General features: G+C 70.7%; 18 protein-coding genes and 3 pseudogenes. 9 read left to right on the forward strand and 12 right to left on the reverse strand.

Going from position 1 to position 26,532, the window contains the following annotated elements; translation table 11 throughout:
- Positions 1 to 104: 104 nt before the first annotated feature.
- Positions 105 to 5,570, forward strand: coding sequence for a carboxyl transferase domain-containing protein (locus tag JNW87_RS01825; RefSeq protein ID WP_109803101.1), 5,466 nt, complete (start codon positions 105 to 107; stop codon positions 5,568 to 5,570).
- Positions 5,571 to 5,673: 103 nt separating this feature from the next.
- Complete coding sequence (locus JNW87_RS01830) at positions 5,674 to 6,507, forward strand: PIG-L family deacetylase (protein ID WP_109803102.1); 834 nt, start codon at positions 5,674 to 5,676, stop codon at positions 6,505 to 6,507.
- Positions 6,508 to 6,624: 117 nt separating this feature from the next.
- Here JNW87_RS01830 and JNW87_RS01835 read toward each other — a convergent pair whose 3' ends face one another.
- Positions 6,625 to 7,698, reverse strand: a complete 1,074-nt coding sequence (locus JNW87_RS01835) for an Ig-like domain-containing protein (RefSeq protein WP_236648112.1) — start codon at positions 7,696 to 7,698, stop codon at positions 6,625 to 6,627.
- Positions 7,699 to 8,271: 573 nt separating this feature from the next.
- Here JNW87_RS01835 and JNW87_RS01840 point away from each other — a divergent pair.
- A complete protein-coding gene (locus JNW87_RS01840; protein WP_375373448.1) occupies positions 8,272 to 8,802 on the forward strand; it encodes a transposase in 531 nt (176 codons plus the stop codon).
- Positions 8,803 to 8,888: 86 nt separating this feature from the next.
- Here JNW87_RS01840 and JNW87_RS01845 read toward each other — a convergent pair whose 3' ends face one another.
- Positions 8,889 to 9,662, reverse strand: a complete 774-nt coding sequence (locus JNW87_RS01845; RefSeq protein WP_238452831.1) for a methyltransferase domain-containing protein — start codon at positions 9,660 to 9,662, stop codon at positions 8,889 to 8,891.
- On the opposite strand from JNW87_RS01845, the gene JNW87_RS01850 reads away from it, so the two are divergent.
- Positions 9,661 to 10,140, forward strand: a complete 480-nt coding sequence (locus tag JNW87_RS01850) for a MerR family transcriptional regulator (RefSeq protein ID WP_238452832.1) — start codon at positions 9,661 to 9,663, stop codon at positions 10,138 to 10,140. The genes JNW87_RS01845 and JNW87_RS01850 overlap by 2 nt on opposite strands.
- A 57-nt stretch (positions 10,141 to 10,197) precedes the next feature.
- On the opposite strand, the pseudogene JNW87_RS01855 reads toward JNW87_RS01850, so the two are convergent.
- The 9 genes and pseudogenes from JNW87_RS01855 to JNW87_RS01895 form a co-directional block, all read right to left on the reverse strand.
- Positions 10,198 to 11,615: pseudogene (locus JNW87_RS01855) on the reverse strand (NADH-quinone oxidoreductase subunit N).
- Between the two features lie 3 nt (positions 11,616 to 11,618).
- On the reverse strand, positions 11,619 to 13,109 hold the full coding sequence (locus JNW87_RS01860; RefSeq protein WP_109803106.1) for a NuoM family protein: 1,491 nt from the start codon (positions 13,107 to 13,109) through the stop codon (positions 11,619 to 11,621).
- A gap of 2 nt (positions 13,110 to 13,111) precedes the next feature.
- Positions 13,112 to 14,969 (reverse strand): annotated as a pseudogene (locus tag JNW87_RS01865) (proton-conducting transporter membrane subunit).
- Entirely contained in the window at positions 14,966 to 15,268 is a 303-nt protein-coding gene (locus JNW87_RS01870; protein ID WP_109803108.1) for an NADH-quinone oxidoreductase subunit K, read from the reverse strand. Before JNW87_RS01870 ends, JNW87_RS01865 begins: the two are co-directional and overlap by 4 nt.
- Entirely contained in the window at positions 15,265 to 15,828 is a 564-nt protein-coding gene (locus JNW87_RS01875; protein ID WP_109803109.1) for an NADH-quinone oxidoreductase subunit J, read from the reverse strand. Before JNW87_RS01875 ends, JNW87_RS01870 begins: the two co-directional genes overlap by 4 nt.
- Before the next feature lie 3 nt (positions 15,829 to 15,831).
- The gene (locus JNW87_RS01880; RefSeq protein WP_109803110.1) at positions 15,832 to 16,767 is read right to left on the reverse strand and encodes a complex I subunit 1 family protein; all 936 of its coding nucleotides are present in this window, start codon (positions 16,765 to 16,767) and stop codon (positions 15,832 to 15,834) included.
- On the reverse strand, positions 16,760 to 18,064 hold the full coding sequence (locus JNW87_RS01885) for a hypothetical protein (protein ID WP_109803120.1): 1,305 nt from the start codon (positions 18,062 to 18,064) through the stop codon (positions 16,760 to 16,762). The genes JNW87_RS01880 and JNW87_RS01885 overlap by 8 nt, the downstream gene beginning before the upstream one ends.
- Positions 18,055 to 18,378, reverse strand: a complete 324-nt coding sequence (locus tag JNW87_RS01890) for an NADH-quinone oxidoreductase subunit A (protein WP_201749759.1) — start codon at positions 18,376 to 18,378, stop codon at positions 18,055 to 18,057. Before JNW87_RS01890 ends, JNW87_RS01885 begins: the two co-directional genes overlap by 10 nt.
- A 447-nt stretch (positions 18,379 to 18,825) precedes the next feature.
- Positions 18,826 to 20,334 carry an aminotransferase class I/II-fold pyridoxal phosphate-dependent enzyme gene (locus JNW87_RS01895; protein WP_161557906.1) on the reverse strand — a complete coding sequence of 503 codons (1,509 nt, stop codon included), beginning with the start codon at positions 20,332 to 20,334 and terminating at the stop codon, positions 18,826 to 18,828.
- A gap of 141 nt (positions 20,335 to 20,475) precedes the next feature.
- Here JNW87_RS01895 and JNW87_RS01900 point away from each other — a divergent pair, with 141 nt between their 5' ends.
- A complete protein-coding gene (locus tag JNW87_RS01900; RefSeq protein ID WP_238452833.1) occupies positions 20,476 to 22,146 on the forward strand; it encodes an IS1182 family transposase in 1,671 nt (556 codons plus the stop codon).
- 110 nt (positions 22,147 to 22,256) lie between these two features.
- On the opposite strand, the gene JNW87_RS01905 is transcribed toward JNW87_RS01900, so the two are convergent.
- Positions 22,257 to 22,439 (reverse strand): hypothetical protein, encoded by a 183-nt coding sequence (locus JNW87_RS01905; RefSeq protein ID WP_109803114.1) that lies wholly within the window; start codon positions 22,437 to 22,439, stop codon positions 22,257 to 22,259.
- 195 nt (positions 22,440 to 22,634) lie between these two features.
- Here JNW87_RS01905 and JNW87_RS01910 point away from each other — a divergent pair, with 195 nt between their 5' ends.
- The 4 genes and pseudogenes from JNW87_RS01910 to JNW87_RS01925 all read left to right on the forward strand — a co-directional run bounded on the left by JNW87_RS01910 (position 22,635) and on the right by JNW87_RS01925 (position 25,859).
- Positions 22,635 to 22,919, forward strand: coding sequence for an SHOCT domain-containing protein (locus JNW87_RS01910; RefSeq protein WP_161557907.1), 285 nt, complete (start codon positions 22,635 to 22,637; stop codon positions 22,917 to 22,919).
- Between the two features lie 596 nt (positions 22,920 to 23,515).
- Positions 23,516 to 23,923: a YciI family protein gene (locus tag JNW87_RS01915; RefSeq protein WP_109803115.1), complete on the forward strand. Its 408-nt coding sequence runs from the start codon at positions 23,516 to 23,518 to the stop codon at positions 23,921 to 23,923.
- 4 nt (positions 23,924 to 23,927) lie between these two features.
- Positions 23,928 to 25,072, forward strand: a pseudogene (locus JNW87_RS01920) (RNA polymerase sigma factor).
- Between the two features lie 262 nt (positions 25,073 to 25,334).
- Positions 25,335 to 25,859 (forward strand): hypothetical protein, encoded by a 525-nt coding sequence (locus JNW87_RS01925; RefSeq protein WP_146231157.1) that lies wholly within the window; start codon positions 25,335 to 25,337, stop codon positions 25,857 to 25,859.
- Positions 25,860 to 26,532: the final 673 nt, after the last annotated feature.

Raw genomic sequence — 26,532 nt, forward strand, 5'->3', positions numbered from 1 at the left:
GGTTACGACATGGCGCTGCCAGCCGGCAGGCGGAAAGGTGATCACTGCCGGAGGCCGGGGTCTCGCGGCGCGTACATCGTGGGTCTACCGGAGGGGTCGTTCGGGTGTTCAGCCGTGTCGCCATCGTCAACCGTGGTGAGGCCGCGATGCGGCTCATCCACGCGGTCCGAGAGTTGGCCGCGGAGACCGGGGCCCGGATCGAGACCGTCGCCCTGTACACCGACGTCGACCGCACCGCCACGTTCGTGCGTGAGGCGGACATCGCCTACGATCTCGGTCCCGCGTCCGCGCGCCCGTACCTGGACCTGAAGGTGCTGGAGCGCGCGTTGGTGGAGACCGGGGCCGACGCCGCGTGGGTCGGCTGGGGCTTCGTCGCAGAGGACCCGGCGTTCGCGGAGCTGTGCGAGAAGGTCGGGGTCACCTTCGTCGGGCCGAGCGCGGAGGCCATGCGCAAGCTCGGGGACAAGATCGGCGCGAAGCTGATCGCCGAGGAGGTCGGCGTGCCGGTCGCGCCGTGGAGCCGTGGCGCGGTCGAGACCCTGGACGCCGCCCTGGCGGCGGCGACCGAGATCGGCTATCCGCTGATGCTGAAGGCGACTGCGGGCGGCGGCGGGCGCGGTATCCGCGTGATCACGAACGCGGCCGAACTCGCCGACGCGTACGAGCGCACCAGCCAGGAGGCGGCGCGGGCGTTCGGCAGCGGCGTCGTGTTCCTGGAGCGCCTGGTCACCGGTGCCCGGCACGTCGAGGTCCAGGTGATCGCCGACGGCCAGGGCACTGCGTGGGCGCTCGGTGTCCGTGACTGTTCGGTGCAGCGGCGCAACCAGAAGGTCATCGAGGAGTCGGCGTCGCCGGTGCTCAGCCCGGCCCAGGTCGCCGAGCTCAAGGCGTCGGCGGAACGGCTGGCCGTCGCGGTCGGTTACCGGGGTGCGGCGACCGTCGAGTTCCTCTACCACCCTGGCGACCGGCTGTTCGCGTTCCTCGAGGTCAACACCCGCCTGCAGGTCGAGCACCCGATCACGGAGTCGACGACCGGGTTCGACCTGGTCAAGGCGCAGCTGCACGTCGCCGCGGGCGGGCGGCTCGAAGGCGAGCCGCCGGTGGAGCGCGGGCACGCCATCGAGGCCCGGCTGAACGCCGAGGACCCCGACCGCGACTTCGCGCCCTCCCCGGGCCGCATCGCGCGGCTGGACCTGCCCGCCGGGCCGGGCATCCGGGTGGACACCGGCGTCAGCGAGGGTGACACCATCCCGGCCGACTTCGACTCGATGATCGCGAAGATCATCGCCTACGGTCGCGACCGCGACGAGGCGCTCGGCAGGCTGCGCCGGGCGATGGCGAACACCACGGTGATCATCGAGGGCGGCGCGACGAACAAGAGTTTCGTGCTCGACCTGCTCGACCAGCCCGAGGTGATCGACGCGAGCGCGGACACCGGCTGGATCGACCGCGTCCGCGGCGCGGGCAGGCTCGTCGCGCAGCGGCACTCCGCCGTCGCGCTGGCGGCCGCCGCCATCGAGGCGTACGAGGAGGAGGAACGCATCGAGCGGCAGCGGCTGCTGTCGACGGCGTTCGGCGGGCGGCCGCAGGTGCAGCACAAGAGTGGCCGACCGCTGGACCTCAAGCTGCGCGGCGTCAGCTACCGGGTGCGGGTGGCGCGGGTCGGCGCGCACCGGTTCCGCGTCCGCATCGAAGCGGGCGCGGCCGTCCGCACCGCCGACGTCGAGCTCGACCGTTTCGACCGGCACACCGGGCAGATCGTCGTCAACGGCGTCCGGTACCGCCTGCTCACCGGGACGCACGGGCCGATCCATCTGGTCGAGGTGGACGGCGTGACGCACCGGGTCGGCCGCGACGAGGGCGGCGTCGTCCGCTCACCCATGCCCGCGCTGGTCGTCGCCACGCCGTTGGAGGTCGGCGCCGAGGTCGAGGCGGGCGCGCCGGTGCTGGTGCTGGAGGCCATGAAGATGGAGACGGTGCTGCGGGCTCCGTTCAAGGCGCGGCTGAAGGAATGCGCCGTCTCCGTGGGCAGCCAGGTGGAGGCCGGCGCACCGTTGCTGCGGCTGGAGCCGCTGGCCGAGGAGGCCGACGAGGCCGCGGACGGCCCCGCCGCCGCGTCCGTCGAGCTGGACCTGCCCGCCGCGCCCGGGGAGATCCCGGCGCGCAAGCGCGCCATGCGCGGCCAGGAGGACCTGCGCGGCCTGCTGCTCGGCTTCGACGTGGACCCGCACGACGACCGTCGGGTGCTCGACGACTACCTCGCCGCGCGTCGGGCGGCAACCGAGGACGGCCACCGGCCGCTGGCCGAGGAACTCGACCTCGTCAACGTGTTCGCCGACCTCACCGAGCTGAGCCGCAACCGGCCCACGGGCGAGGACGGCGGCGGCGACGCCCACGTGCACAGCGCCCGCGAGTACTTCCACACCTACCTGCAGAGCCTCGACGTCGAGCGGGCCGGACTGCCGAGTTCGTTCCAGGCGAAGCTCGCCAAGGCGCTCGGGCACTACGGGGTCACCGACCTGGAGCGCTCCCCCGAGCTCGAAGCCGCCGTGTTCCGGATCTTCCTCGCCCAGCAACGCGCGTCCGCCGACGCCACGGTCGTCGCGGCGCTGCTGCGCGCGTGGCTGCGAGAGTCGCCGCCGGACGAGACGCTGCGCGAGCCGGCGGGCCTCGCGCTGGAGCGGCTGGTGGCCGCGACGCAGGTCCGTTTCCCCGTGGTCGCCGACCTCGCCCGCGGCGTGGTGTTCGCCTGGTTCGCCCAGCCGCTGCTGCGCCGCAACCGCGCCCGCGTCTACGCAGAGGTCCGCAAGCACCAGCGCCACCTGGACGCGCACCCGGACGCGCCGGACCGCCCCGAGCGCATCGCCGCGATGGTACGCAGCACCGAGCCGTTGGTTCGGCTGCTCGGCCAGCGGCTCGTCCGCGACCACCTCGACAACGCGGTCATGCTGGAGGTACTGACCCGGCGGTACTACGGCAACAAGGGGCTCACCAGCGTCGGCATCCGTGAGGTCGCGGGCTGCAGCTTCGTGGTCGCCGAGCGCGCGGACTCGAGCGTGGTCTCCGCTGCGGTGAGCTTCGACGCGCTGGGCGGCGCGCTGCACGGGCTCGCCGAACTCGCCGGCGGCGAGGATGCCGTCGACGCCGACATCTACCTCGCCTGGGAGAGCCAGCCGCAGGACTTCGACGCGATGGCCACCGCGTTGCTCGAGGTCATCAACGCGCACCCGCTGCCGCACCAGGTCCGCAGAGTCACCACCACCGTCGCGGGTCGCGGCGGAGCAGTGATGCACCACCACTTCACGTTCCGCCCGTCCGGCGCCGGGATGGCCGAGGAGCGGCTGATCCGCGGCCTGCACCCGTACATCGCGCAGCGAATGCAACTGGAGCGGCTGCGCAAGTTCGACCTGACCCGGCTGCCGTCGTCGGACGAGGAGGTCTACCTCTTCCAGTGCCTGGCGCGGGAGAACCCGTCCGACGAGCGTCTCGTCGCGTTCGCGCAGGTGCGCGACCTGACCGCGCTGCGCGAGCACGACGGCCGGCTGGTCGCGCTGCCCACGACCGAGGACACCGTCGCCGCCTGCCTCGACTCGATCCGCCGCGCGCAGTCCCGGCGACCGTCGAAGACCCGCTTCAACACCAACCGGATCGTGATCTACGTGTGGCCGCCGAGCGACCTCACCCGGGAGGAGATGGAGATGATCGCCGGGCGGGTGCGCCCGACGACCGTCGGCGCCGGGCTGGAGGAGATCCTGTTCATCGCGCGGCAGCGCGACCGCCAGACCGGCGAGCTGACCAAGATCGCCGTACGGATCTCCTTCGACGCCACCGGCGGCGCCGAGCTGACCGTCGGCGAGCCGCCGGTCGAGCCGGTCGAGCCGCTCGACGACTACCGGCTGAAGGTGCTGCGCGCGAGCAGCCGCAACACGGTGTACCCGTACGAGCTGACCGGCCTGCTCGGCGACTTCGTCGAGCACGACCTGGACGACGACCATGCGCTGGTGCCGGTCGACCGGCCGAAGGGGCGCAACACCGCGGCGATCGTCGCCGGCATCGTCACCACGTCGACCCCGCGGCACCCGCAGGGCGTCACCCGGGTCGTGCTGCTCGGTGACCCGACGAAGTCGCTGGGCGCGCTGTCGGAGCCGGAGTGCCGCCGCGTGATCGCCGCGCTGGACCTGGCCGAGCAGATGCGAGTGCCGCTGGAGTGGTACGCGCTGTCCGCCGGCGCCCGGATCTCGATGAAGTCGGGCACGGAGAACATGGACTGGGTGGCGGCGGCGCTCAAGCGGATCGTCGAGTTCACCCAGGACGGCGGTGAGATCAACATCGTGGTCGCGGGCATCAACGTCGGCGCGCAGCCGTACTGGAACGCCGAGGCGACGATGCTCATGCACACCAAGGGCGTCCTGGTGATGACACCGGACTCGGCGATGGTGCTCACCGGCAAGCAGTCGCTCGACTTCTCCGGTGGCGTGTCCGCCGAGGACAACTTCGGCATCGGCGGCTACGACCGGGTGATGGGCCCGAACGGGCAGGCGCAGTACTGGGCGCCGAGCCTCCCCGCCGCGCGGGACGTACTGATGTCGCACTACGACCACACGTACGTCGCACCCGGCGAGGACGCGCCGCGGCGGGCGACCACCACCGACCCCACCGACCGCGACGTCTCCGACTTCCCGCATGCCGCAGCCGGCAGCGACTTCACCACCGTCGGGGAGATCTTCTCCGCCGAGGCCAACCCGGACCGCAAGAAGCCGTTCGACATCCGGACCGTGATGCGGGCGCTGTCCGACCAGGACCACCCGGTGCTGGAACGCTGGGCGGGCATGGCCGACGCGGAGACCGCGGTGGTGCAGGACGCGCACCTGGGCGGCATGCCGGTGTGCCTGCTCGGCATCGAGTCCCGGACGGTGCCGCGGCGTGGCTTCCCGCCCACCGACGGCCCGGAAACCTACACCGCGGGCACGCTGTTCCCCCGGTCGTCGAAGAAGGCCGCGCGGGCGATCAACGCGGCCAGCGGCAACCGACCGCTGGTGGTGCTGGCGAACCTGTCGGGCTTCGACGGCTCGCCCGAGTCGATGCGAAAGCTGCAACTGGAGTACGGCGCCGAGATCGGCCGCGCGATCGTGAACTTCCGGGGGCCCATCGTGTTCTGCGTGATCTCGCGGTACCACGGCGGCGCGTTCGTGGTGTTCTCGAAGGCGCTGAACCCCAACATGACCGTGCTGGCGCTGGAAGGCTCATTCGCCTCGGTCCTCGGCGGCGCTCCCGCCGCTGCGGTGGTCTTCTCCGGCGACGTCGACGCCCGCACCGCGGCCGACCCCCGCGTACGGGACCTGGAGGCCCGCGCAGCGGCCGCCTCCGGCGCCGACCGCGCCGCGTTGACCGCGGAACTCGACGAACTCCGCTCGTCGGTCCGAGCGGAGAAGCTCGGCGAGGTGGCCACGGAGTTCGACCGCGTGCACAACATCCAGCGCGCTGTCGAGGTCGGCTCCGTGGACGCCGTCATCCGCGCAGCTGAACTCCGTCCGCGCATCATCGAGGCCATCGAGTCACATCTGCGTTGACCGGTCGGGGGCGACCACCAGGCCACCCGCCGTCGCGGCCAGGGCGGCGGTGGCCAGGTGAAGCCCCGGCGAGCGGTCGCGACGTCCCTCGTAGGGTAATGGCATGGCTGAGCGATCTCTGACCTTGATGGCGGTGCACGCCCACCCCGACGACGAGGCGACGAGCACCGGTGGTGTCCTGGCTCGCTACGCGGCGGAAGGGATCTCGACAGTGCTCGTGACCTGCACCGACGGGCGATGTGGCGACGGCCCCGGCGGGGTCAAGCCCGGCGACCCGGGGCACGACCCGGCCGCCGTGGTGGCGATGCGCCAGGAGGAACTGGAGGCCAGCTGCGCGTCGTTGAAGGTCACCCACCTGGAGACGCTCGGCTACGCCGATTCCGGGATGATGGGCTGGCCGACCAACGACCTGCCCGGCGCATTCTGGACCACGCCGGTGGCGGAGGCGGCGGACCGGCTGGCGGAGCTGATCCGACAGTACCGGCCGGACGTCGTCGTCACCTATGACGAGAACGGCTTCTACGGCCACCCGGACCACATCCAGGCCCACAGAATCACCATGGCCGCGGTCGCGATGACGGACATCCCCGCCAAGGTGTACTGGACCACCGTGCCGCGCTCGGCGTTCGCGGAATTCGGCCGGATCATGCAGGAGCTCGGCGTCGAGTGGGCCGAGCCGGACGCGGCGTCTGCGGAGTCGGTGCCGCAGCTCGGCCTGCCCGACGACGAGATCACCACCTGGGTGGACACGAGCAGCTACGGCGCGCAGAAGTTCGACGCGTTGGCCGCGCATGCCAGTCAGACCGAGAACATCTTCTTCCTGCAACTCGGCAGGGACCGGTTCACCGAGCTGATGGGCATGGAGACCTTCGTCCGGGTCCGCGACACCACTGGCGCGCCGGTACCCGAGGACGACTTGTTCGCCGGACTGCGCTGACCGGGCCGGTGCCAGTCGGGGTCCTCCGGGAGACCGGCGCCGGCCACTTCCTGACCGAGACGGCCATCCCGGCACCGTGCTGCCATTGAGCACAGGGCCGTGCCAAGCCGCCTCCGATCACCACTTGTCCCACGGTACGGTCCAGTCGCCCACCCCGTCGGTGAGCGCCATGTGCCGAGGAGTGTTGCGCACATCGACCACGTCGCCGGGCCGGAACGTCTCGTAGAACCATCGAGCGTCGGCCGGTCCGACGTTGATGCAACCGTGCGAGGTGTTCCGGTTGCCGTGGGCACCGATGTTCCAGTCGGCCATGTGGACGAACTCGCCCGAGTAGGAGATCCGCAGACAGAGCTTGATGACCTCGTCGTAGTAGTTGGGATCCTTGGGATCGACGAGCCCGTAGCTGGCCGAGGTCATCCGGTGTGAGGGCTCCCGGGTCATCACCACGTGCGGGCCGGAGCGAGTCCAGTAGCTGATGACCTCCCCGTTCGCGCCCACGGCGGTGCCGCCCTTGCCCATGCTGATCGGGATGTCCCGCACCATCTTGCCGTCGATGTAGACCTTCATCCGGTGGGTGGTGGCATCGGCGATGGCGATGCGGGACGGGCCGATGGCGAAGTTCGTGCTGGCGTTGGCCCCGCCGTAGACGCCCTTGCCGAGATCACGGCCGAAGAGGTTGACCTTCACCGAGATCTTCGTGCCCGGGGTCCAGTACTTCGCCGGCCGCCAGTGCGCGTTCTGGCCGTCGATCCAACGCCACCGTCCCTCGACGGCCGGCGTGGTCTCCACCAGCATCGCCTTCTCGGCCTCGGCGCGGTTCTTGACCGGCTTGCTGAAGTTCACCATGACCGGCTGACCGACCCCGTACGTGCCGCCGTCCCGGAGGGCGGTCAGTGCGCTGGCCTGGAACGTGACGGAAGCGACCCCGGACGGCTTGACCGTGCGGAAGCTGCTCTTGTGCTGGCTCAGCGCGCCGGCGGAGTCGGCCGCCGACACGGCAACCGTGTAGGTCTTGCCATAGGCCAGTTTGCCGGTCGAACGCCACGTCTGACCGTCGCTGCCGAGCTTGCCGGCGACGGTCTTGCCTCCGGTGGCCACCGATACGTCCTTGAGCGTGCCGCCCTCCACCGCCACGACCACCTGCTCGAGCGGCGACACCTTGGTCGCATCGGCAGCCGGGGTGACGGTCACACGCACCTCGCCCGCGGGCGCACTCGCCGCAGCCAGACCAGGCTGCGACCACGCGGCTCCGGACGCGGACCCACGGCTGCAACCTGCGGTCACCAGGCCGGCCGTGACACCCAGACCGGTGGCGATCAACTTTCGACGATTGATCATCTCGTTCCTCTCCGCCAGGAGAGTACTTGTTGGCGGCGCGCCAGGGGATCCCGATGTCGGGTGCCTTACGTCGGGTCCAGTCGGACTATCAGGCATGGCCCGAGACAGACTGGTCACGGACGTCAGAGGCCCGGCAGCGGTGTCAGAGGACAAGGTCCCTGCGACGGCGTCGCCTCGGACTTCGGCAGGATCTGTTGAAGAGTTTTACGACGTTGCGCTTCTTGTCGGCAACTCGGTCGAAGGCTGGTGGTCGCCCGCCGGCGAACACCCTCGGTAGACGGCCCGATCAAACTCAGCGAGCGCTGTCTCCGGTGAGCCCTGCCGGACTGCCGGCGCCTCGCCGGTTCGTCTGGTGCGCGTCACTGCGCGACGCCGTCGAGCAGCTCCGGCACCACATCGGCGACGGCCGCACCGCTGGTCCGCCAGGTGCGCCGAGACGTCCTCAACAAGGCCCTCTCGGCTGCGCGGGCACCGCTGTGGCAGCAGGCGTCCGACCTCGAACGATTCACCGCGCACGGCGACTTCCACTGCTTCGCCACCGCTTGGGGCGGACAGTATCCGGCGATCATCAAGCTGTGGCGGGCGGCCTGGTCGGAGTTCGTCCCGTTCCTGGACTACGACGTGGAAATCCCCCGGATCATCTGCTCCACCAACGCCATCGAGTCCCTCAACGCCCGCTACTGCCGCGCCGTCCGCGCCCGCGGCCACTTCCCGACCGAGCAAGCCGCCCTGAAGTGCCTCTACCTGATCACCCGATCCTTGGACCCCACCGGCCGAGGACGAGCCAAGCGGGCAGTGCGGTGGAAGCCCGCCCTCAAGGACACCGTCATCGTCACGCCGCGGCAGACCGTCGCGGTGGACCTCGACGCCGACAACCCGGGCCAGTGGATGACCCACTGCCACAACATCTACCACGCCGAGACCGGCATGATGATCAACCTCGCCTACCAGGCCTGATTAGCCACCAAGCGACCAGCACACCGACCGCTGACTGCGGCGGCCGTCGGCCGGGCCTTTGGCCTGGCCGTCTCGCCGCACGCAGGTCACGGCCGGCGTGCCGAGGCCACGAACAGTGGAAGCGCCAGGAACAGCCGATCATTCGCGGCTCGGCGCCGCTGGTCGGTAACCCACGCGTCGGCCTGGTCACCGGTCACGGCGCCGGTCGTCCTCCCTGCATCGGCGAACCCGGCGAGCATGGGAAGCATCGTCGCGTCGGTGAAGACACCGGTGCGGACCTCCACGTCCGGCCGGAGGAAGCCGGCCTCCATCAGCAGGTTGCGGTATCGGCGGGCGGCTCGGGGCGCGGGAATGGTGTCGGCGCGGGCGTGGACGATGGTCCGGGTGAGGGCGGGGTCGTCGGAGTCGATGACGATGGTGTCCCAGTCCTGGCCGATCAGGACGATGCGGCTGCCGGGGGCGAGCACCCGCCGCGCTTCGGCGAGGGCGCGCGAGGGGTCGTCCAGTTCGTGGAGGACCTTGTCCGCCCGGTACCCGTTGACCGATCCGTCGGGCAGCGGCAGCTGGTAGGCGTCACCGAGGCGTAGATCTGCCTGGGGCAGCCGGGCGCGGGCGACCGCGATCATCCGTTCGTCGCGGTCGACGCCGATCGGTCGCACACCCCGGGCAGCGAGTTCCGCCACCGCACGGCCCGTCCCGCAGCCGACGTCGACCACCGCGCACGACGCGGTCAGCTGCAGCAGGTCGTAGGAGCGGGCGCGTAGGGCGGCGGCAGCGGGGAGAGCGTCGGCGGCGTCGAGCAACCGGATCAGGCGGTCGGTTCCGGAGGCCGGCTGGGCGGTGTTGTGCTGCATTGACATGCTGATCAGCCTGCGACTTAATGTCGACATGACGTCAAGCGGCTGCGCGTCGGGGATGAGCATCGGGGAGGCCGCCGGCCGGTTCGGCCTGCCCACCCACGTGCTGCGGCACTGGGAGTCCGTCGGGCTGCTCGTGCCTGACCGGACCCCAGCCGGGCGCAGACGCTACGGGCTTGACCATCTGCACCGCATCGCCGCCATCCTCCGCGCAAAGGAAGCCGGGTTCCGGCTCGACGACATCCGCGAGATCATCGAGGCCGACGGCGCGACCAGACGGGACCTCATGCGCCGGCACCGCACCGACCTCGCCCAGCGGATCGCCCGGTCACAGGGGTCGTTGCGGCTGATCGACGCGGCGTTGGCCTGCGAGCATGACGACTTCACCCGCTGTCCGGCCTTCCGTTCAACTTTTGCCGCCCTGGCCGGCGGTCCCGCTTCCGTTAGCGAGCCAGGACTGCACCACGCCTGCACGGCGTAGTCCGGCCCAGCCCGCGCCCTCGAATGTCCGACGGGTGACGACGCCAGCTCTCAGTTCCTACTGCTGGCTGGCCAGCTGCCAGAGCGGACCCGCCGCGAGACCCGCGGCGAGGCTGAGTGCGGCCGCGATGACGGCGGTGCGCGCGGACCACCGTCGAGGGCTGACCTGCTCCGTAGCCACCATGTCGGCGTCGGCGGTGCGGTAGGCCGGCACGATCCAGCGCAGGTAGTAGAACAGGCTGAGCACAGTGTTGACGAAGGCGACGACAGCGAGCCATGCGTAGTCGCCGTCCCAGGCGGCGGTCGCGGTGGTCAGCTTGCCGACGAACACTGCGGTGGGTGGGGTGCCCACCAGGCCGAGCAGCGCCACCAGCAGCGCTGCGGCCAACCAGGGCCGCCGCCGGGCCAGGCCCCCGTAGGCGGTGAGCTCCCGGTGCTCGGGCAGTGCGGCCGTGACCGCGAACGCGGCGATGTTGGTCACCGTGTAGCCGGCGAGGTAGACCAGCAGCGACGGCAACGCGAGGTCGCTGCGTCCGGCCACCGCCACGGGTACGAGGAGAAAGCCGACCTGGCTCACGGTCGACCAGCCGAGCAGGCGTCGTGGATCGTTCTGCCAGTAGGCGGCCAGGTTGCCCAGGGTCATGCTGGCGACCGCGAAGATCGCCACCAGCAGCGCCCACGACGTGGTGCGGGGAAGCACCAGGACGAACCGGTACACCGCGATCAGAGCGCCGATCTTGGGCACCGTGGTCAGGAAAGTCGCCACGGTGCGCCGGCACCCTGCGCGGCGTCCGGCACCCAGAAATGAGCCGGTACGCCGCCGGCTTTGAACATCAGCCCCGCAACGACGCCGACGGTCGCCGCTGCGACGGCCACCGCTGGCGCCTGGGTAAGTCGGTCCGTCAGGTCCCCGTACATGGTCGTGCCGGCGACTCCCGACAGGATGGTCACGCCGAGCAGCAGGAGGATGCCGAACAGCGCACCCATCAGGTAGGTCTTCATCGCGGCTTCCGCGCCGCTGGCGGTGTTCACCAGGCCGATCAGCCCGTAGAGCGGGATGGTGGCCAGCAGGAACCCGACGGCGAGGACGAGCAGGTCGTCCGCGCCCGCGAGGACCACTGTCCCGGTGGTGACGAACAGGAGCAGCGCGTAGGTCTCGCTTTCCCGCGCCGACGCCGCGATCTCATCCGCGGCGAGGGTCAGGACGAGCAGTGTTCCGAACGCGGCGAGGATCCGGGCGACGCCGGTGGCGGTGTCGACGGCGTAGGTGCCCTCGAACGCACGCTGCACCGGCCCACCGAGCTGGACCGCGGCGGCGGCCATGGCGGCGACGAGGACGACGGCGGTGAGGACCCGGATCAGCCACTGTCGCTGCCGAGGGACGAACGAGCCGCCGATCAGCGCGCCGAGGCCACCGACGAGCAGCAGCATCTCGGGTAGCAGGAGCAGGGGCCGCATCCCCATCTCGGCGTCCACCGGTCACCTGCCGACGAGATCGACGACGGCGGCGGAGGCCGGCTCGATGACGTCGAGTAGCGGTCGGGGCAGGATGCCGATGGCGAGGGAGAGCAGCAGCAGGGGCCCGGCCGACCAGATCTCGCTCGGGCGCAGGTCGGTGAATCCGATCGAGTGTCCTCGGGTTTCGCCGGTGAAGACCCGTTGCAACGCGCGCAGGAACAGCGCGGCGGTCACGAGGATGCCGACCAGCGCGACCGCGGTGACGGGGGCGACGGCGACGCTGCCGGTGAAGATCTGGAACTCAGCGATGAACCCGGCGAACGCGGGCAGGCCCAGGGACGCGAAAGCGCCGACGGCGAAGAGCGTGGCGAACGCCGGTGCGGGCGCGGCGAGCCCGCCGTAGGCACCCACGTCATAGGTGCCGACGCGGTCGCGCAGGACGCCGGCGAGGAGGAACAGCGCCCCGGTGATCAGGCCGTGGCTGACCATCTGGGTGACCGCCCCGGTGACCGCCACGGTCCGAGCCTGGGTGGTGTCGGCGGCGACCAGCCCGGCGGCGCCGACCGCGAGCGCGATGTAGCCCATGTGGTTGACCGACGTGTAGGCGATCATGCGTTTGACATTGGTCTGGGCCAGCGCGACGAGCGCGCCGTAGATGACCGACACCACGCCGACGACGATGACGACCCACGCCCAGGCCCGCCAGGCCTGCGGCAGCATCGGCATGGCGATGCGGACGAAGCCGTAGGTGCCCATCTTCAGCAGCACCCCGGCCAGCACCGCCGAGCCGACGGCGGGCGCGTCGGTGTGCGCGGGCGGCAGCCAGGTGTGGAACGGCACGGTCGGGGTCTTCACCGCCAGGCCGACCAGGATCGCGGCGAGCACCAACCCACCAGCGAGAGGCCGGCCGGCCAACGGGGTGGCGGCGGCTAGCGCGGGCATGTCGAAGGTGTGAGGTTCGGCGGCGACGTAGAGGCCGATGAAGCCGACGAGCAGGGCCAGGGAGCCGAGGAAGGTGTAGAGGAAGAACTTCATCGCTGAGTGCCCGCGGTTGCCGTGGCCCCATCCGGCGATCAAGAAGTACATGCCGACGAGGGACAGGTCGAAGAAGACGAAGAACAGGATCAGGTCGGCGGCCACGAACAGGCCGAGGCTGACGCTCTGCAGGAACAGGAACAGCGCCGCATGGGCGCGGGGCCGGTGCCGCTCCCGCAGCGCGTACACGGCGCAGGCCAGGAAGATCACCGCGGTCATCGCGACCAGCGGCAGCGAGAACCCGTCGACCCCCAGGTGGTAGCTGCTGTTCACACCCGGGATCCAGGCGGCCCGCTCCTCGAAGGCGAGCCCGCCGGGAGCGGGTTTCTCGTACCTAACCCACACGACGATCACGAGCGCGAGGTCGACGGCCGCCACCGCCACCCAGGCCCAACGCGTCGGCGCATCGCGGAGCCGGGGCAGGCCGACCAGCGCCAGTGCGGCGGCGAGGGGCACGAAGACGATCAGACTGAGCACGCTCACCTCAACGCGACGAGTAGGAGGACGCCGACCACGACCACCACGACGGCCTGCAGGTAGTACTGATGCAGTTGGCCGGTCTGCGGCCGGCGCGCGAGCTGACCCAGCCGGCGCGTCCAGCCGGCGAACCGCTCCACGGCACCGTCCAGCCACCGGTCGTCGGCGCGGGCGGACCGGTCCGCCACCCGCAGGGTCGCGGCCGCGACCCGCTCGACGCCCCGGTCCAGCACCCGGTCGTCAAAGCGGGCCAGGGCGTCGGCGAGCCACAGAGTAGGGCGTACGACGAGCAGCCCTGCGGCGCTCTCCAGTCCGAGCCAGCGCAGCGCCCACCGCGGCTCGGGGACTCGCCTGCGGGCCACGGCCAGGACGATCACCAGCGCGATGGCCGCGGACACACCGAGTTCAAGCGGAGCGGCCCGGGGCGCTCCCCCGTTGCCACCGCTCGGGCCAGCAGGCCGTCGACCGGCGGAAGGGCGAGGACCCCGAGTACGGCGGCGGCCACCGCGAGCACGACCACGGGCAACTGCTGGAACAGGTTCACGCCGCCGATGCCCTGCTCCGCCTCGTGGTGGGCCTCGACGTCGGCCCGCCGGTCGGCGGGCACCCGCCGCCACATCACGATCAGGATCTTCCCGGCATACGCGGCGGACAGGGCGGAGGCGACCAGGCCGACGGCGTAGAGCCATGGGGACTGCGCCAGGGCGGCGGCGAGGACGGCGTCCTTGGTCGCCCAGAGCGACAGCGGCGCGACGCCGGCGAGGGCGAGCGCGCCGACGGTGGCCGACCAGCCGACCAACGGCCAGCGCCGAGCGACGCCGGACAGGCCGGCGAGCCGCTGGGTGCCGAGGGCGGTCAGCCACGCCCCGGCGGCGAGGAACAGCAGCGCCTTGGTGGCGGCGTGCGCGACCAGGTGTACGGCGCGCCAGCGACCGTACCGGCCCCGGCGGCCATCACCACGAACCCCAGCTGCGCGGCGGTGGAGGCCGCCAGCAACTGCTTGAGGTCCCGCTGGGCGACCGCCACAGCGCCCAACAGCAGGGCCGTCGTGGCACCCAGCCAGCTGGTCACCGTTCCCGCCCAGCCGGTCGAGACCAGCAGCGGCTCCACCCGCAGCAGCAGGTAGCCGCCCATGGCGACCATCGCCGCGGAATGCAGCAGGGCGCTGACCGGGCTGGGACCGGCCATCGCCCGGGACAGCCAGAACGAGAACGGCAGTTGCGCGGCCTTACCGAGCGCGGCGACCAGGATTCCGGCGGCGATCACGTGTCGCCACCCCATGCTGCCGCCGGGCAGGTCAGCCAGGGCCAGGCCCGCCCCGCCGGCGAGCGCGGCGGCCGCAGCGAGGTAGAGGCCCAGATCTGCGGTGCGGGTGGTGACGAACGCGGTCAGACCGGCCGACATGCGGTCGTCGTCGCGCCACCAGAAGCCGATGAGCGCGTACGAGGCCGCACCCATGATCTCCCAAGCGAACAGCAGCGTGGGTAGCGTCGCCGCGGTCGCGGTGAGCGCGGCGGAGGAGGCGAACAGCAGCATCAGGCCGTGGAACCGGGCCCGCGCCCGCTGGATCTCCCCGGCCGCGAAGACCAGCACCAGCAGGGTCACCGCCGCGACAGTGGGCACGAGCAGGGCGGCCAGGCCGTCGACGGTGAGCGCGAAGTCGGCGCCGGCCATGAACGGCACCGCCACGCTCGGCCGCTGGAATGCCACCACCGCCGACAGCGCCAGGGTGAGCGCGGCTGCGCCCAGGGAGACCGCTACGACGATCCGGTCCGCCCGCCGGGTGAGGGCGAGCAGACCGCCGACCGCCGCCGGCAGGATCACCAGCAACCAGAGCGAGGCCTGGGCGAAGTCACTCATCCGTTGAGGTCCGCCGCCATGTCGGTCATGTCCACCCGCCGTACCCGATGCAGGTGGGTGGCCACGGCGAAGCCCATCGCCATCTCCACCGTCATCGCGACGATGATCACGAGCAGCAGCACCTGCCCGGAGGGGTCCGGGGCGAGGAACCACCAGAAGCCCGCGGCGGCCAGGATGAGCCCGTTGAGCATCAGCTCCAGCCCCATCATCACCATCACCACGACCTGCTGGGACAGCGCCCCGTACAGCCCGACGCTGAAGAGTGCCGCGGCCACCAGCAGAACCGTCTGGAGGGTCATCGGCCGACGCCTCCCGGTTGCGGGTCCTTCGCCGGTCGGCGGCGAAGGTCGTCGCCAAACCGGTCGTAGCGGGTGCGGTGCGCGGCCAGCACCACTCCAGCGACGATCGTGGCCGCCATGACCGCGCCGACCACCCCCATCACCAGCATCTTCGGACCCATCAACTCCTCACCCAACGCCACCGTCACGCCGGCGGGCGGCCTACCACGGCGGGCCGGCCAGGGAATGAGCACGGCCCCGGCGGCCAGGAGCACGAAGGAACCGACGGCGGCGGCCAGGGCGTGCCGCTTGTCGTGCACCATGCTCATCGGCATCAGCGCCGGGTTCATGCCCATGAACATGACCATGTAGACGGCCATCACGGCCATCTCCATCACCATCATCAGGATCGTCACGACGCCGACGTAGTTCTGCTGCAGCAGCAGCACCTGCACGCCCACCGCGATGAACGACACCGCAAGGGCGTAGCTGGCCCGGGCCATCGAGTTGACATAGAAGACCGCGGCGCCGGCGAGCACAGCCACGACGGCGAGGGCCCAGAACGAGATGTGAGTGATCATGGGTCACGTCCTCCACACCACGACGACAGCGACGAGCAGGTCCTGCACGAGCACCGCGGGCAGCAGTACCAGCCAGCCGACCTCCATGAACAGGTCCGGTCGGAACGCGGGCAGCCGGCGGCGCAGCCACACGAACACCGCGAGCAGGGCGACCGTCTTCACCAGCACCCAGGCCCAGCCGGGCAGCAGCGGGCCGGCCCCACCGCCGAGGAACATCGGCACGGCGAACGCCGCCCCCGCGACCAGCAGTGCGTACCGTCCGCCCTGGAAAACCAGCCGGTCGACCCCCGACAACTCCGCCGTGACGCCACCGGCGATGTCGGATCCCAGCGCCGGCGTGAACGGTCCCCAGACCGCGATCGCGACGACTCCGGTGCAGTAGACCAGGAACGCGACAGGCATCCATACCACGAACCACAGGTCCACCTGCGCGGCCGCGACCGTCCCGACGTTCAGGCTCGACGCGGCAACCGCGGGCGCTACCAGCGCGAACATCAGCGGGAGTTCGTACGCCAGCCCGTGCGCCAGGAAGCGGTAGCCGCCGACCAGCGAGTGCACGGAATTGGCGCCCCACCCCGTCAGCCACACGAAAGCCCACGCCAGGACATCCATCGCGTTGAACCACATCACCCCGACGTCGAGGTCGAACAGCGTCCACTCCCCCAGCGGCACCACCGTCACGATCATCAGCGCCATGAAGAGCAGACCGGAACTGCCGATCCGCCACAGCAGCGTGTCAGCGGCGACCGTGGTCCTGCGCCGCTGCCGCATGAGCCGAGCCATCTCCCCCAACGGTCGTGTCAGCCCGGACGGCCCTGCTCCCGCGGCCCGCGCCGTGAAGACCCCGTCAAGCACAGCGGCGAAGGCCGCGAGTAGGCCCAAGATGGCAGCCGCACCCAGTGCCCATCCGGCGGGGACCGTAGTGACCGTGTCAGGCATGCGCCACCTCGCTCGCCGCCGGCAGCGGATCGAGGTCAAGGCTCGCGACGACCAGCCGCGCGGTGGCGACGTCCAGCCCACGCACCACGTCGCAGACCTTGACGATCAACACCGGCTCGCTGGCACCGCTGCTCCCGCCGTCGGAGCCGGCAATGTCATCGGCCACCCGCTCGATCATGGACAGCAGTCGGTCGTAGGTGTCTCCTCGTAGATGGCCGGGAAGACCCAGGCGCGCAAGGTCGGCCTCGGTAAGGAGCCCGACTCCTCGCAGCGACCAGCGCAGCAGCCACGCGCGCTTGATGCGGTGACGCAGCCGGTCGAGATCCTCGGCCGCCTTCCCCGCGCCTCGGTCGGTCAGCAGCAAGTCGCGCAGACGCCGGGCGTGGCTGGCCGCGTCGTCCCATCCCGCAAGGGCGAGCAGTCCCGCTGCGTTGTCGCAGCGACGCGCCGCGTGGTGCCGTACGTCGGGGTAGCTCACGTCACCCTGGTCGGAGGGGACGCGGGCGTCGACCACGGTGACCTCGGCGTCGACGATGAGGTCGCCCTGCAGCGAGCAGCGCAGGACAAGGCCCGCCGGCCAGTGCGGCAGAACCGAACCCATCCGAAGGTGCAGGACGTCCATCTCCAGGCCGTCACGGTCGTCGCCTCCCTGCGCGAGCGGTATCCCGGCCGGCGTCATGTCCATCGCGCCGTGGTCCATCCCACCGTGGCCGCCGTGCTCCATCCCGCCGTGGCCCATTCCACCCTGGCCGCCGTGCTCGTGGTGCTCCATCCCGCCGTGGTCGTCATGCGCGCCGTGGCCGCCGTGCTCGTGGTGGTCCATGCCGGCGTGCTGAGCGTGACCGACCTGATCGGTGTCGCCCCCCTCGCCATCGCCGGCGTGGTCGCCGTGGTGATGGCCGCCGTGGCGCACCTCCCGGTGCTCGTCACGGTGCGGCTCGTCGTCTGGAATGGCGGATCGGCTGCGACTGTCGTCCTGCTGCCGGCCCACATCGAGAAGCTCGGCCTTAGCCCTGTCGAACGCCGCCGCCGCGAGGTGCGGGGCATCGATCTCGACTCGGGCGCGTGGCCCGGGCATCTCGTCCCACAGTCGCGCGACCACCGCCGCCATCTCCGAGCCGGAGGTGCCACACACTGCCAGCACGTCCGCGTTGGCGGGCGTGGACACGGGCAGCCAACCTCGCTCGCGGATGTGCAGCTCCGCCGCGACACGCGTCAGCCAGTGCCCCGGCACCTCGACCACAAGGACGTGCGCCTGATCGACCGCATACTTGGCAAGAACGTGACTCAGACCCACCGCAGGGCCCCCTCCCGCCACGCCCACAGCACCGCAACGAAGACCGCACCGAGGAACAGGAACATCTCGACGATCGCCGTGACCCCCACCTCAGCGACGACGACCGCCCACGGGTACATGAACAGCATTTCCACGTCGAAGGCGAGGAAGAGCAGCGTCGCGAGGTACCACCGGACGTGGTACCGGGACAGCGCGTGTTCCTCGGGCCCCCAGCCGGACTGAAACGGCAGGACCCTGAGCGCGTCGGGCGCGAGGGCGACCAGACGGTGCAGGCCGTACAGCCCGGCAACGAAGACCGAAGCGACCAGCGCCATCGCTGCGGCTCCTGCATACATGTCGCCTCCTTCAGGGCCGTTACGAGTCTGCCCGTCCGGAACCGGTCGCCGGGCGCATACCAGCACGAAGCTTCGGGTGGGCACCACAGATGCCATGGCCCAGAGGTGCACCCGCGAGACAACGCGGGACGGCGATCAAAGCACCAGGGGCCACACAGCCACGAGTCATGGCTCCGGCACGAGGGTGTCCGTGTCAGTGGGGGCGGACGGAGGCGTGCGGCTACGTCCGGCGTACCGCCATGTCGGCCAGCAGCAGCCCGACCGACGGCCCTCCGTCAGGTCGTACGCCTGCCGGGGCACGAGAGCGGCGTTCGCACCGTCCCTGCTATGCAACCAGGGCAGCAGCGTGGGAACTGATGTGGCGACGATCGCGGGGAAGGTGGAATCGAGCCAGCCGTCGCCCGCTGGCAACCCCAGGTCGAGTCTTCAGCGCGTCTCCTCGATCGCCTGCTCGGCAGCGCGGCGTACGTCGTCGAGCAGGATCTCCATGTCGCGGCGGGTGGTGCGGTAGTTGAGCACGCAGCCGCGCAGCGCGAAGCGGCCGTTGATGGTCGCGTTCGACAGGTACGAGCTGCCAGCCTGCTGCAGCGCCAGCATGATCCGTTCGTTGAGGCGGTCGAGTTCCTCCTCGTCGGACTGGGACCGCGAGCCGGCATGTGCGCCCCCCGGCAGGTAGCGGAAGCAGAAGATGGAGAGTTCGACCGGGGCGAGCAGCTCGAAGTCAGCGCTGGCGTCGACGAGCTCGGCCAGGTGACGGGCGCAGTCGAGGTTGCCCTCGACCGCGTCGCCGACAGCTCGCGAACCAGCGTGCGCCAGCGCCATCCAGACCTTGAGCGCGCGGAATCGCCGGGACAGGTCCGGGCCGTAATCCCAGAAGGCGAAGGCCTCGGCCGGCTCGGTCTGCATGACCCGGGTGTAGTCGGCGTCCAGGCTGAAGGCCCGCCGCGCCGCCTCGGGGTCGCGGTAGATGAGGCAGCCGCAGTCCGCGGGCAGGTAGAGCCACTTGTGCGGGTCGAGGGCGATCGAGTCAGCCTCCGACATGCCGTCGAAGAGCGGACGAGCCGAGGGGGCGAGCCGCGCGAAGCCGCCATAGCACGCGTCAACGTGCATCCACAGCCTGTACCGCCGCGCGACCGCAGCGATATCGGCGAGCGGGTCGACCGCGCCGGTGACGACGGTGCCGGCGTTCGCCACCACACAGAACGGTTCCGCCCCGGCGGCCCGGTCCTCCTCGATGGCGCGGACGAGGGCGTCGACGTCCATCCGGAAGCAGGCGTCCACCGGGATCTCGCGGACGTTCGCCCGCCCGATGCCGAGCAGCGCGGCGGCCTTGTGGATCGAGTGGTGGGTCTCGGTGGAGGCGTAGACGCGCAGCGGCGTGGGGTATGCGGCCGCACCGTGGGTGGCGACCGCGTCGCCGCAGTGGCGGTGTCGTGCGGCAGCGAGCGCCGTGAAGTTGGCCATCGATCCGCCGCTCATGAATAGGCCCCCGGCGCCCGGGTCGCAGCCGAGAGCCTCCTTGATCCAGTCGATGGCCACGTGCTCCAGCTCGCCGGGAGCCGGTGCCGACCGCCACGCGGTGAGGTTCGCATTCAGCGCCGACGCGAGGAAATCGGCCACCGCGGCGACCGCGGTGCCCGGCGCCGAGACGTACCCGAAGAAGCGGGGATGCCCGTTGTGCCGGCTGCCGGGCACGATCACCTCACGGAAGACCGTGAGCAGGTCGGTGAAGTCACGGCCCTCGACGGGCAGCGGCTCGGCGAGCAGCTCCTTCAGTGCGGCAGCGGAGGTTCGCGGGCCGATCGGCAGGTCCCGGATCGAGTCGTGGTAGGCGGCGATCCACTCGACGGCGCGCCCACCCATGTCCCGGATCTGCTCCGCCGAGGGGTCCAGGGCGGAGTCGACGCTGCGCCGATCGGGTGAGATCGAAGTCATGACCCGGAGGATAGTTTGGATCATGTCCTGGCGTTCGCCCGCGCCGCCGCCCCCGCCCCGGCCTAGGTGACTGGTGTTAAACGATGACTGCCACCGGCGCCGCGGTCATCGTCTTGCATCTATTTTCGGTAGTTTGTTGGGATGACGTTGGGCAAAGCGTCGCAGCAGCTGGATCTCTTCGATCCGGTCAGCCGGTTCTGCGCCGAGACGCTGCCGGCGAACTCGATCTACGCGTTCCTGCACGAACACCGCGACCGGCTGTTCCCGGATGGCCTGTTCACCGACCTGTTCGCCCAGACCGGCCGCCGGTCGGTGCCGCCGTCGGTGGTGGCGACGGTGATGGTCCTGCAGCGCCTGGAAGGACTCTCCGACCGCGAAGCCGTCGACCGGTTCGCGTTCGATGTCCGCTGGCAGTATGCGGCCGGGGCAGGTGGCTGGGACGGCGCCGGCCGGGCCGGGTTTGCGCACACGGTCCTGGTCGACATGCGGGAACGGCTGCGCGGCTCGAACCGCCCGGACCGGATCTTCGAGGTCGCCCTCGCCGCCGCCGGGCAGGCCGGGCTGGTGGGCCGCCGCCGGGTGCTGGACTCGACACCGTTGTATGACGCGGTCGCCACGATGGACACGATCACCCTGATCCGCTCCGCGGTCCGCGGCCTGCTCGCCGCAGCCGGCCGGGGTCGGGCTGCTGAGCTACGAGCGGTGCTGACCAGCGGTGACGACTACACCAGCACGGCGAAACCGGTCGTGGACTGGGACGACAAGACCGCCCGCGAAGCATTGATCGACTCCCGAGCCCGCGACGGCTACGCCTTGCTGGCCGCCCTCGACGGCCGCAAAGACCTACCCGAACCCCTCGTCCAGGCGATGACGCTGCTGGCCACGGTGCTGGGTCAGGACCTGGAAACCGGCGACGACGGGGTACTGCGGATCGCCCGGAAAGTCGCCGCGGACCGGGTGATCTCGACCGTCGACCCGCAGGCCCGGCACGGTCATAAGACAAGCCACCGCGGCTTCGACGGCTACAAAGGGCACATCGCAGTCGACCCGGACAGCGAGATCATCACCGCCACGCAGGTCACCGCCGGCAACACCGGCGACGCCGCAGCGGCCGCCGACCTGATCACCGACCTCACCGAACCCGTCGACGCCACCGACACCGCTGCCGGTGACGCGGCGGTCTACGGCGACGCCGCTTACGGCGCCGGCGAGGTCCTCGAACGGCTGCACGACGTCGGGATCGACATCAAGACCAAGGTCCAGCCCCCGAACGCACCGGCCGGCAAGTTCACCAAGGACCAGTTCACCATCGACCTCGGCGCGGGCACGGTGACCTGCCCGAACCAGGTCACCACCGCGATCCGGCCGATCAGCGAGCACCCCCGCCATGCCGGGAAAGCCGATTTCGGCAAAGCCTGCACCACCTGCCCACTGCGAGCACAGTGCACCGCGTCGAAGACCGGCCGGCAGATCACCATCAGCCGCTGGGAAACCCACCTCACCACGGCCCGCAACCGGCAGACCGACCCTGCCTGGAAGGCCGACTACCGGGCCACCCGCCCCAAAGTCGAGCGCAAGATCGCCCACCTGATGCGCCGCCGCCACGGCGCCGCCGCGCCCGCATGCGCGGCCTGCTCCGCGTCGCCGCCGACTTCACACTCCTGGCCGCCGCCACCAACCTCACCCGGCTCGCCACCCTCGGCCTCACCCACCAACCCCGCGGCTGGACCCTCGCCTGACCACCACAGAACGCCCTCCACCAGCCACTATCCGCCCCAGCAGCGGCCCGCCGGTCCTCACCGGCATCAGTGAACCGCTGATCAGCACAACCAAACGCCGCCGCGCACCAGACCAGCCCGCAACCCCAAAGACCAACACGGGTAGACCGGAACTCCGGCCAACCCGCGTTTAACACCAGTCACCTAGGACGTGGCCGCCGCCTCGACGGCCGGCTCCTGTGGCACACGAGAGGCGACGGCGATGACGAGTACGAGCGGCACGAACAGCAGCGCGGGCTCCCAGGCGGGCTGAAGCAGGGCGACCAGGGCGCCGACGGCGGCGCCGCTCAAGAGGGCCAGCAGGATCTCGACCTTGGCAGAGCGCACGACAACCGGCAGTTACGGCCAGCGCGGCGTTGCGCAACGCGGCGTCGCCGTACCTCGGCGGCGGTATGTGCCCGTAGCGGCCTGCGCTGCTCGACGTACCCCGGGTGCCGCTGCCTGACCGACGATGCTGCCGGTGTGGCCGGCGCACGATCTCAGGGAACGGCGCAGAAGCAGCCCACACGACAGGAGATTGCAATGCCGGCAGAACTGATGAGCTTCACGCTGCACGCCCACCCGTACCCGGGATGGTCGGAAGGGCACGGTCCCTGGAATGGCGGGGGACCGGGTTGGTGGCTGATCTTGCCGATCCTGTTCTGGGTCCTCGTCCTGTCCGGGATCGGGTACGTGGTCTACCGCAGGTCGCCCGGGCAGTCCGCCCGCGGCGCCGCCGAGCGCACGCTCGCCGAACGGTACGCCCGCGGCGAGATCGGCGAGGACGAACTGAAGCAGCGCCGCGCCGTCCTGCGCGGCAAGTCGTAGGTGCGCCGAGCAATGAGGCGTCGGCGCTCCGCCTGGCGCCGACGGACCGTCATCGAAGTTGGGAGGTGAAGACCGGCCGGCCGTGCGTGGTAACGGTGGAGGGCGAAGCCGCTGAGCTACCCGGCTGGCTCCTGGGCCGGCAGCAGGCTGATGGGCTGCTGGTGCGGAGCCGATGAAGCTCCCGATCCGCCGCTCTGGTTGTAGGGCTCGGTTGTCCCCGGCAGGCCATCGCCTCGGTGTTCTCTGGGAGGTCACGCCGGCCCGCTCGCCCACCCGTGAAGCGTGATCGGTTGACCGCCCAAACGGAAGCACGAATGGCTTCCCTTGCGCCGCCACGACGCACCAGGGGCACACGTACAGTATGCAGGCAAAGCTTCTCTTCATTCAGTTGCTTGGTCGCTGCTGATCTTGGAGGGCCCGTTCCTTCTCGCCCTCGCGCCACGCCGTGGATCTGGACACCACGAGACGGTGCACCCAGGCTCAGCTACGAGAGCCCCAAAAAAAAATCGGACGGCGCTGTCGAGAACTGGTGACCGGCTCCGTCCCTGGGGTGAACGTGACCACGATGGGTCGCACCAGCGCTCAGGAGAATCACGATGGCCAAGTACTTGCTGCTCAAGCACTATCGCGGCGCTCCGGCTGCGGTCAACGACGTGCCCATGGACCAGTGGACGCCGGAGGAGATCTCGGCGCACGTGCAGTACATGAACGACTTCGCGGCCCGGCTCGAGAAGACCGGCGAGTTCGTCGACGGTCAGGCGCTCGCCCCCGAGGGGACGTTCGTCCGGTACGACGGTGAGGGGCGCCCGCCGGTCACCGATGGCCCGTTCGCCGAGACCAAGGACCTCATCGCCGGCTGGATGGTGATCGACGTCGACAGCTACGAGCGCGCCCTCGAGCTGGCCGGGGAGCTGTCGGCCGCCCCCGGGGCGGGCGGCAAGCCGATCCACGAGTGGCTCGAGCTGCGCCCCTTCCTGACCGCGCCGCCCACCATCACGGAGTGACCTGATGGACGAGGCCCTGCTCCGGAGCCTCACGCCGAGCGTGCTCGGCATCCTCGTCGCCGCGGAGCCGACTTCGCGGCGGCCGAGGACGCCGTGCAGGACGCGCTGATCGAGGCGCTCCGCGTCTGGCCGGCCAACCCGCCGCGAGACCCGAAGGGCTGGCTGGTCACCGCGGCCTGGCGCAAGTTCCTCGACACGACCCGGGCCGACGCCGCCCGCCGCCGACGTGAAGAGCTCGTCGACGAGGAGCCGGCGCCCGGGCCCGCACCCGCGGCGGACGACACGCTCCAGCTCTACTTCCTGTGCGCCCACCCGTCGCTGACGCCGTCGTCCGCGGTCGCGCTCACGCTGCGCGCCGTCGGCGGGCTGACCACCCGCCAGATCGCCCACGCCTACCTGGTGCCCGAGGCGACCATGGCGCAGCGCATCAGCCGGGCCAAGCGCACCATCTCCGGCGTGCGGTTCGACCAGCCCGGCGACGTCGCCACCGTGCTGCGCGTCCTCTACCTGGTCTTCAACGAGGGCTACTCCGGCAACGTCGACCTCGCCGCCGAGGCCATCCGCCTCACCCGGCAGCTCGCGGCCGCGATCGACCACCCCGAGGTGGCGGGGCTGCTCGCCCTCATGCTGCTGCACCACGCCCGCCGCGCCACCCGGACCGCGCCCGACGGCAGCCTGGTACCGCTCGCCGAGCAGGACCGCAGCCGATGGGACACCACGTCGATCGCCGAGGGCGTCGACATCCTGCAGGCCGCCCTCGCCCGCGACCGGCTGGGCGAGTTCCAGGCCCAGGCCGCCATCGCGGCACTCCACGCCGACGCGCCCACCGCCGAGGAGACCGACTGGGTGCAAATCGTCGAGTGGTACGACGAACTCACGCGCCTGACCGACAGCCCGGTCGTCCGGCTCAACCGCGCAGTGGCCCTCGGCGAGGCCGACGGACCGCGCGCCGGACTGGCAGCGCTCGCAGCACTGGACGACGCACTGCCCCGCCACACGGCGGTGGCGGCATACCTCCACGAACGCGACGGCAACCTGGCCACGGCGGCCCGGCTGTACGCCGAGGCGGCCCGCAAGGCCCCCAACCTCGCCGAGCGCAACCACCTGACGCGCCAGGCCGCCCGCCTCAACGCCCGCCGAGGTCGCTGACCGGCCACGCTCGGATTTCCTTGCAGCATTTGGTGCGGACCTGTGGTTGAGACCACGCGGGTCCGAGCTGCGGCGCACCGGACCGTTAGGTGGTTGAGGCGACGGGAGCTCGTTGACAGGGCGGGTGTTCGCTGCACGGGCGTCCGTCGGGCGCCGTGACCACCAGTCGCAAAACAGTGCGCGCCACGTCGAGGAAGATTGGAGGGCGTGGTACCGCTACTGCCGGCCCATGCCGACATCCATGATCAGTAGGATCCGGCGGGTGAGCGAGAACCTGCACCCAGTCCGCAGGGTCAGCGTGGGCGGCCTGAGCGCCGACATCGACGAAGAGCTTGCGCCGATTGTCGAGGTCATCTGGCGTCTCGGGTTGACGACGTGGACCTGTTGTCAGAACGCGGGCGAGAGCAACGCCGACTGGCCGGAGCAATTGCCGCACATGGCCCCGGTCATCGCTTCGCAAGTGGGATGGGCCTACATCGACTTCCCGATCGACGACGGGTTGGCGTTCCTGACTGCGCTCGCCCAAGCCGGCCCTCGCGACGCCTTCTACCTGCGGATGACCCACTGGGCAGCACCGGACTCGTGGCACGTGTCCGCCCGGCCGATGGACAGGGCGACCTTCGACCAGCTGTGCGAGTCGCAGTTCGAGCTACGGCTCCTGTTGGTCCGCTTTCCGAGCTACGACCGCACGGAGATACTGCGTCGGCTGACCGCCTACGAGGCAGGCCGACTTACGCCGCCAGGGCCGATCGATCGGTCAAGCATGGCTGCCAGGCACTTGGCATGATGCGCCACTTCATGCACCCGGCTTCATGGCTGGTGCATGGTTGACGAACAGGCCAGTTACCGGCGCCCGCGGTCTGCGGCATGAGCGTGCACACCACGGCAACCCGATCGGCGGCACGTGTCAGGGGCAAATACCTTGGCTGGCATCCGCGGATCGGGAAAGATCGACCGCGAGGTGACCCACGTGCGGACTCGACTGCGGCAGCTGCGAATCGACGCGCGGACCGTGTGGCGCGCGGGGATTCATCACGTGCAGGGCAGCGGTGATTGCCACAGGTGCATTCGCCTGCGGGTCTGGGGCGCTGGGAAGACGAGCCAGGCACTCCAGGCGGATCTGCTGTCGGTCGCCTGGCCGGCACCGTGGGGGGCATGCGCGACTGACGGCGCCTATCCGGCATCGGCCGACGTACGAGCCGTCATCAGCTACGCCCTGAAGCACGGGTGGCAGCCTGAGGTCGGGTCGCCCGGGGGGATTTCACCCCCGGGCTCCCACAGAACCGTGCGTAACAGTCTCCCGTTACACGGCTCTTGTCATCCTGATCACCAGAAGCGCGGTGTCCATGCCCAGTGGGCGAAGAGCCTCGGGTACTGGCGGGTGATGCGCTGCCAGCACTGTTGGGCCTTCCTGAACGGCCGCAGTCGTTTGTACTTCTTGCGGATCCAGCGCACCAGGT

It is taken from the genome of Micromonospora sp. ATA51, from assembly GCF_016802855.1.
Taxonomy (GTDB): domain Bacteria; phylum Actinomycetota; class Actinomycetes; order Mycobacteriales; family Micromonosporaceae; genus Micromonospora; species Micromonospora sicca.

What these genes read in the sequence shown, in the direction of transcription:
- JNW87_RS01850 (WP_238452832.1), top strand. Translation starts at nt 9,661, where the DNA reads ATGCTGATCAGCCTGCGACTTAATGTCGACATGACGTCAAGCGGCTGC.
- JNW87_RS01895 (WP_161557906.1), bottom strand. Translation starts at nt 20,334, where the DNA reads ATGACTTCGATCTCACCCGATCGGCGCAGCGTCGACTCCGCCCTGGAC.
- JNW87_RS01870 (WP_109803108.1), bottom strand. Translation starts at nt 15,268, where the DNA reads ATGACCCTCCAGACGGTTCTGCTGGTGGCCGCGGCACTCTTCAGCGTC.
- JNW87_RS01830 (WP_109803102.1), top strand. Translation starts at nt 5,674, where the DNA reads ATGGCTGAGCGATCTCTGACCTTGATGGCGGTGCACGCCCACCCCGAC.
- JNW87_RS01915 (WP_109803115.1), top strand. Translation starts at nt 23,516, where the DNA reads ATGGCCAAGTACTTGCTGCTCAAGCACTATCGCGGCGCTCCGGCTGCG.
- JNW87_RS01900 (WP_238452833.1), top strand. Translation starts at nt 20,476, where the DNA reads ATGACGTTGGGCAAAGCGTCGCAGCAGCTGGATCTCTTCGATCCGGTC.
- JNW87_RS01875 (WP_109803109.1), bottom strand. Translation starts at nt 15,828, where the DNA reads ATGATCACTCACATCTCGTTCTGGGCCCTCGCCGTCGTGGCTGTGCTC.
- JNW87_RS01880 (WP_109803110.1), bottom strand. Translation starts at nt 16,767, where the DNA reads ATGCCTGACACGGTCACTACGGTCCCCGCCGGATGGGCACTGGGTGCG.
- JNW87_RS01910 (WP_161557907.1), top strand. Translation starts at nt 22,635, where the DNA reads ATGCCGGCAGAACTGATGAGCTTCACGCTGCACGCCCACCCGTACCCG.
- JNW87_RS01890 (WP_201749759.1), bottom strand. Translation starts at nt 18,378, where the DNA reads ATGGCGCTGGTCGCTTCGGTCTTCGTTGCCGGGCTGTACGGCCTGCAC.
- JNW87_RS01845 (WP_238452831.1), bottom strand. Translation starts at nt 9,662, where the DNA reads ATGTCAATGCAGCACAACACCGCCCAGCCGGCCTCCGGAACCGACCGC.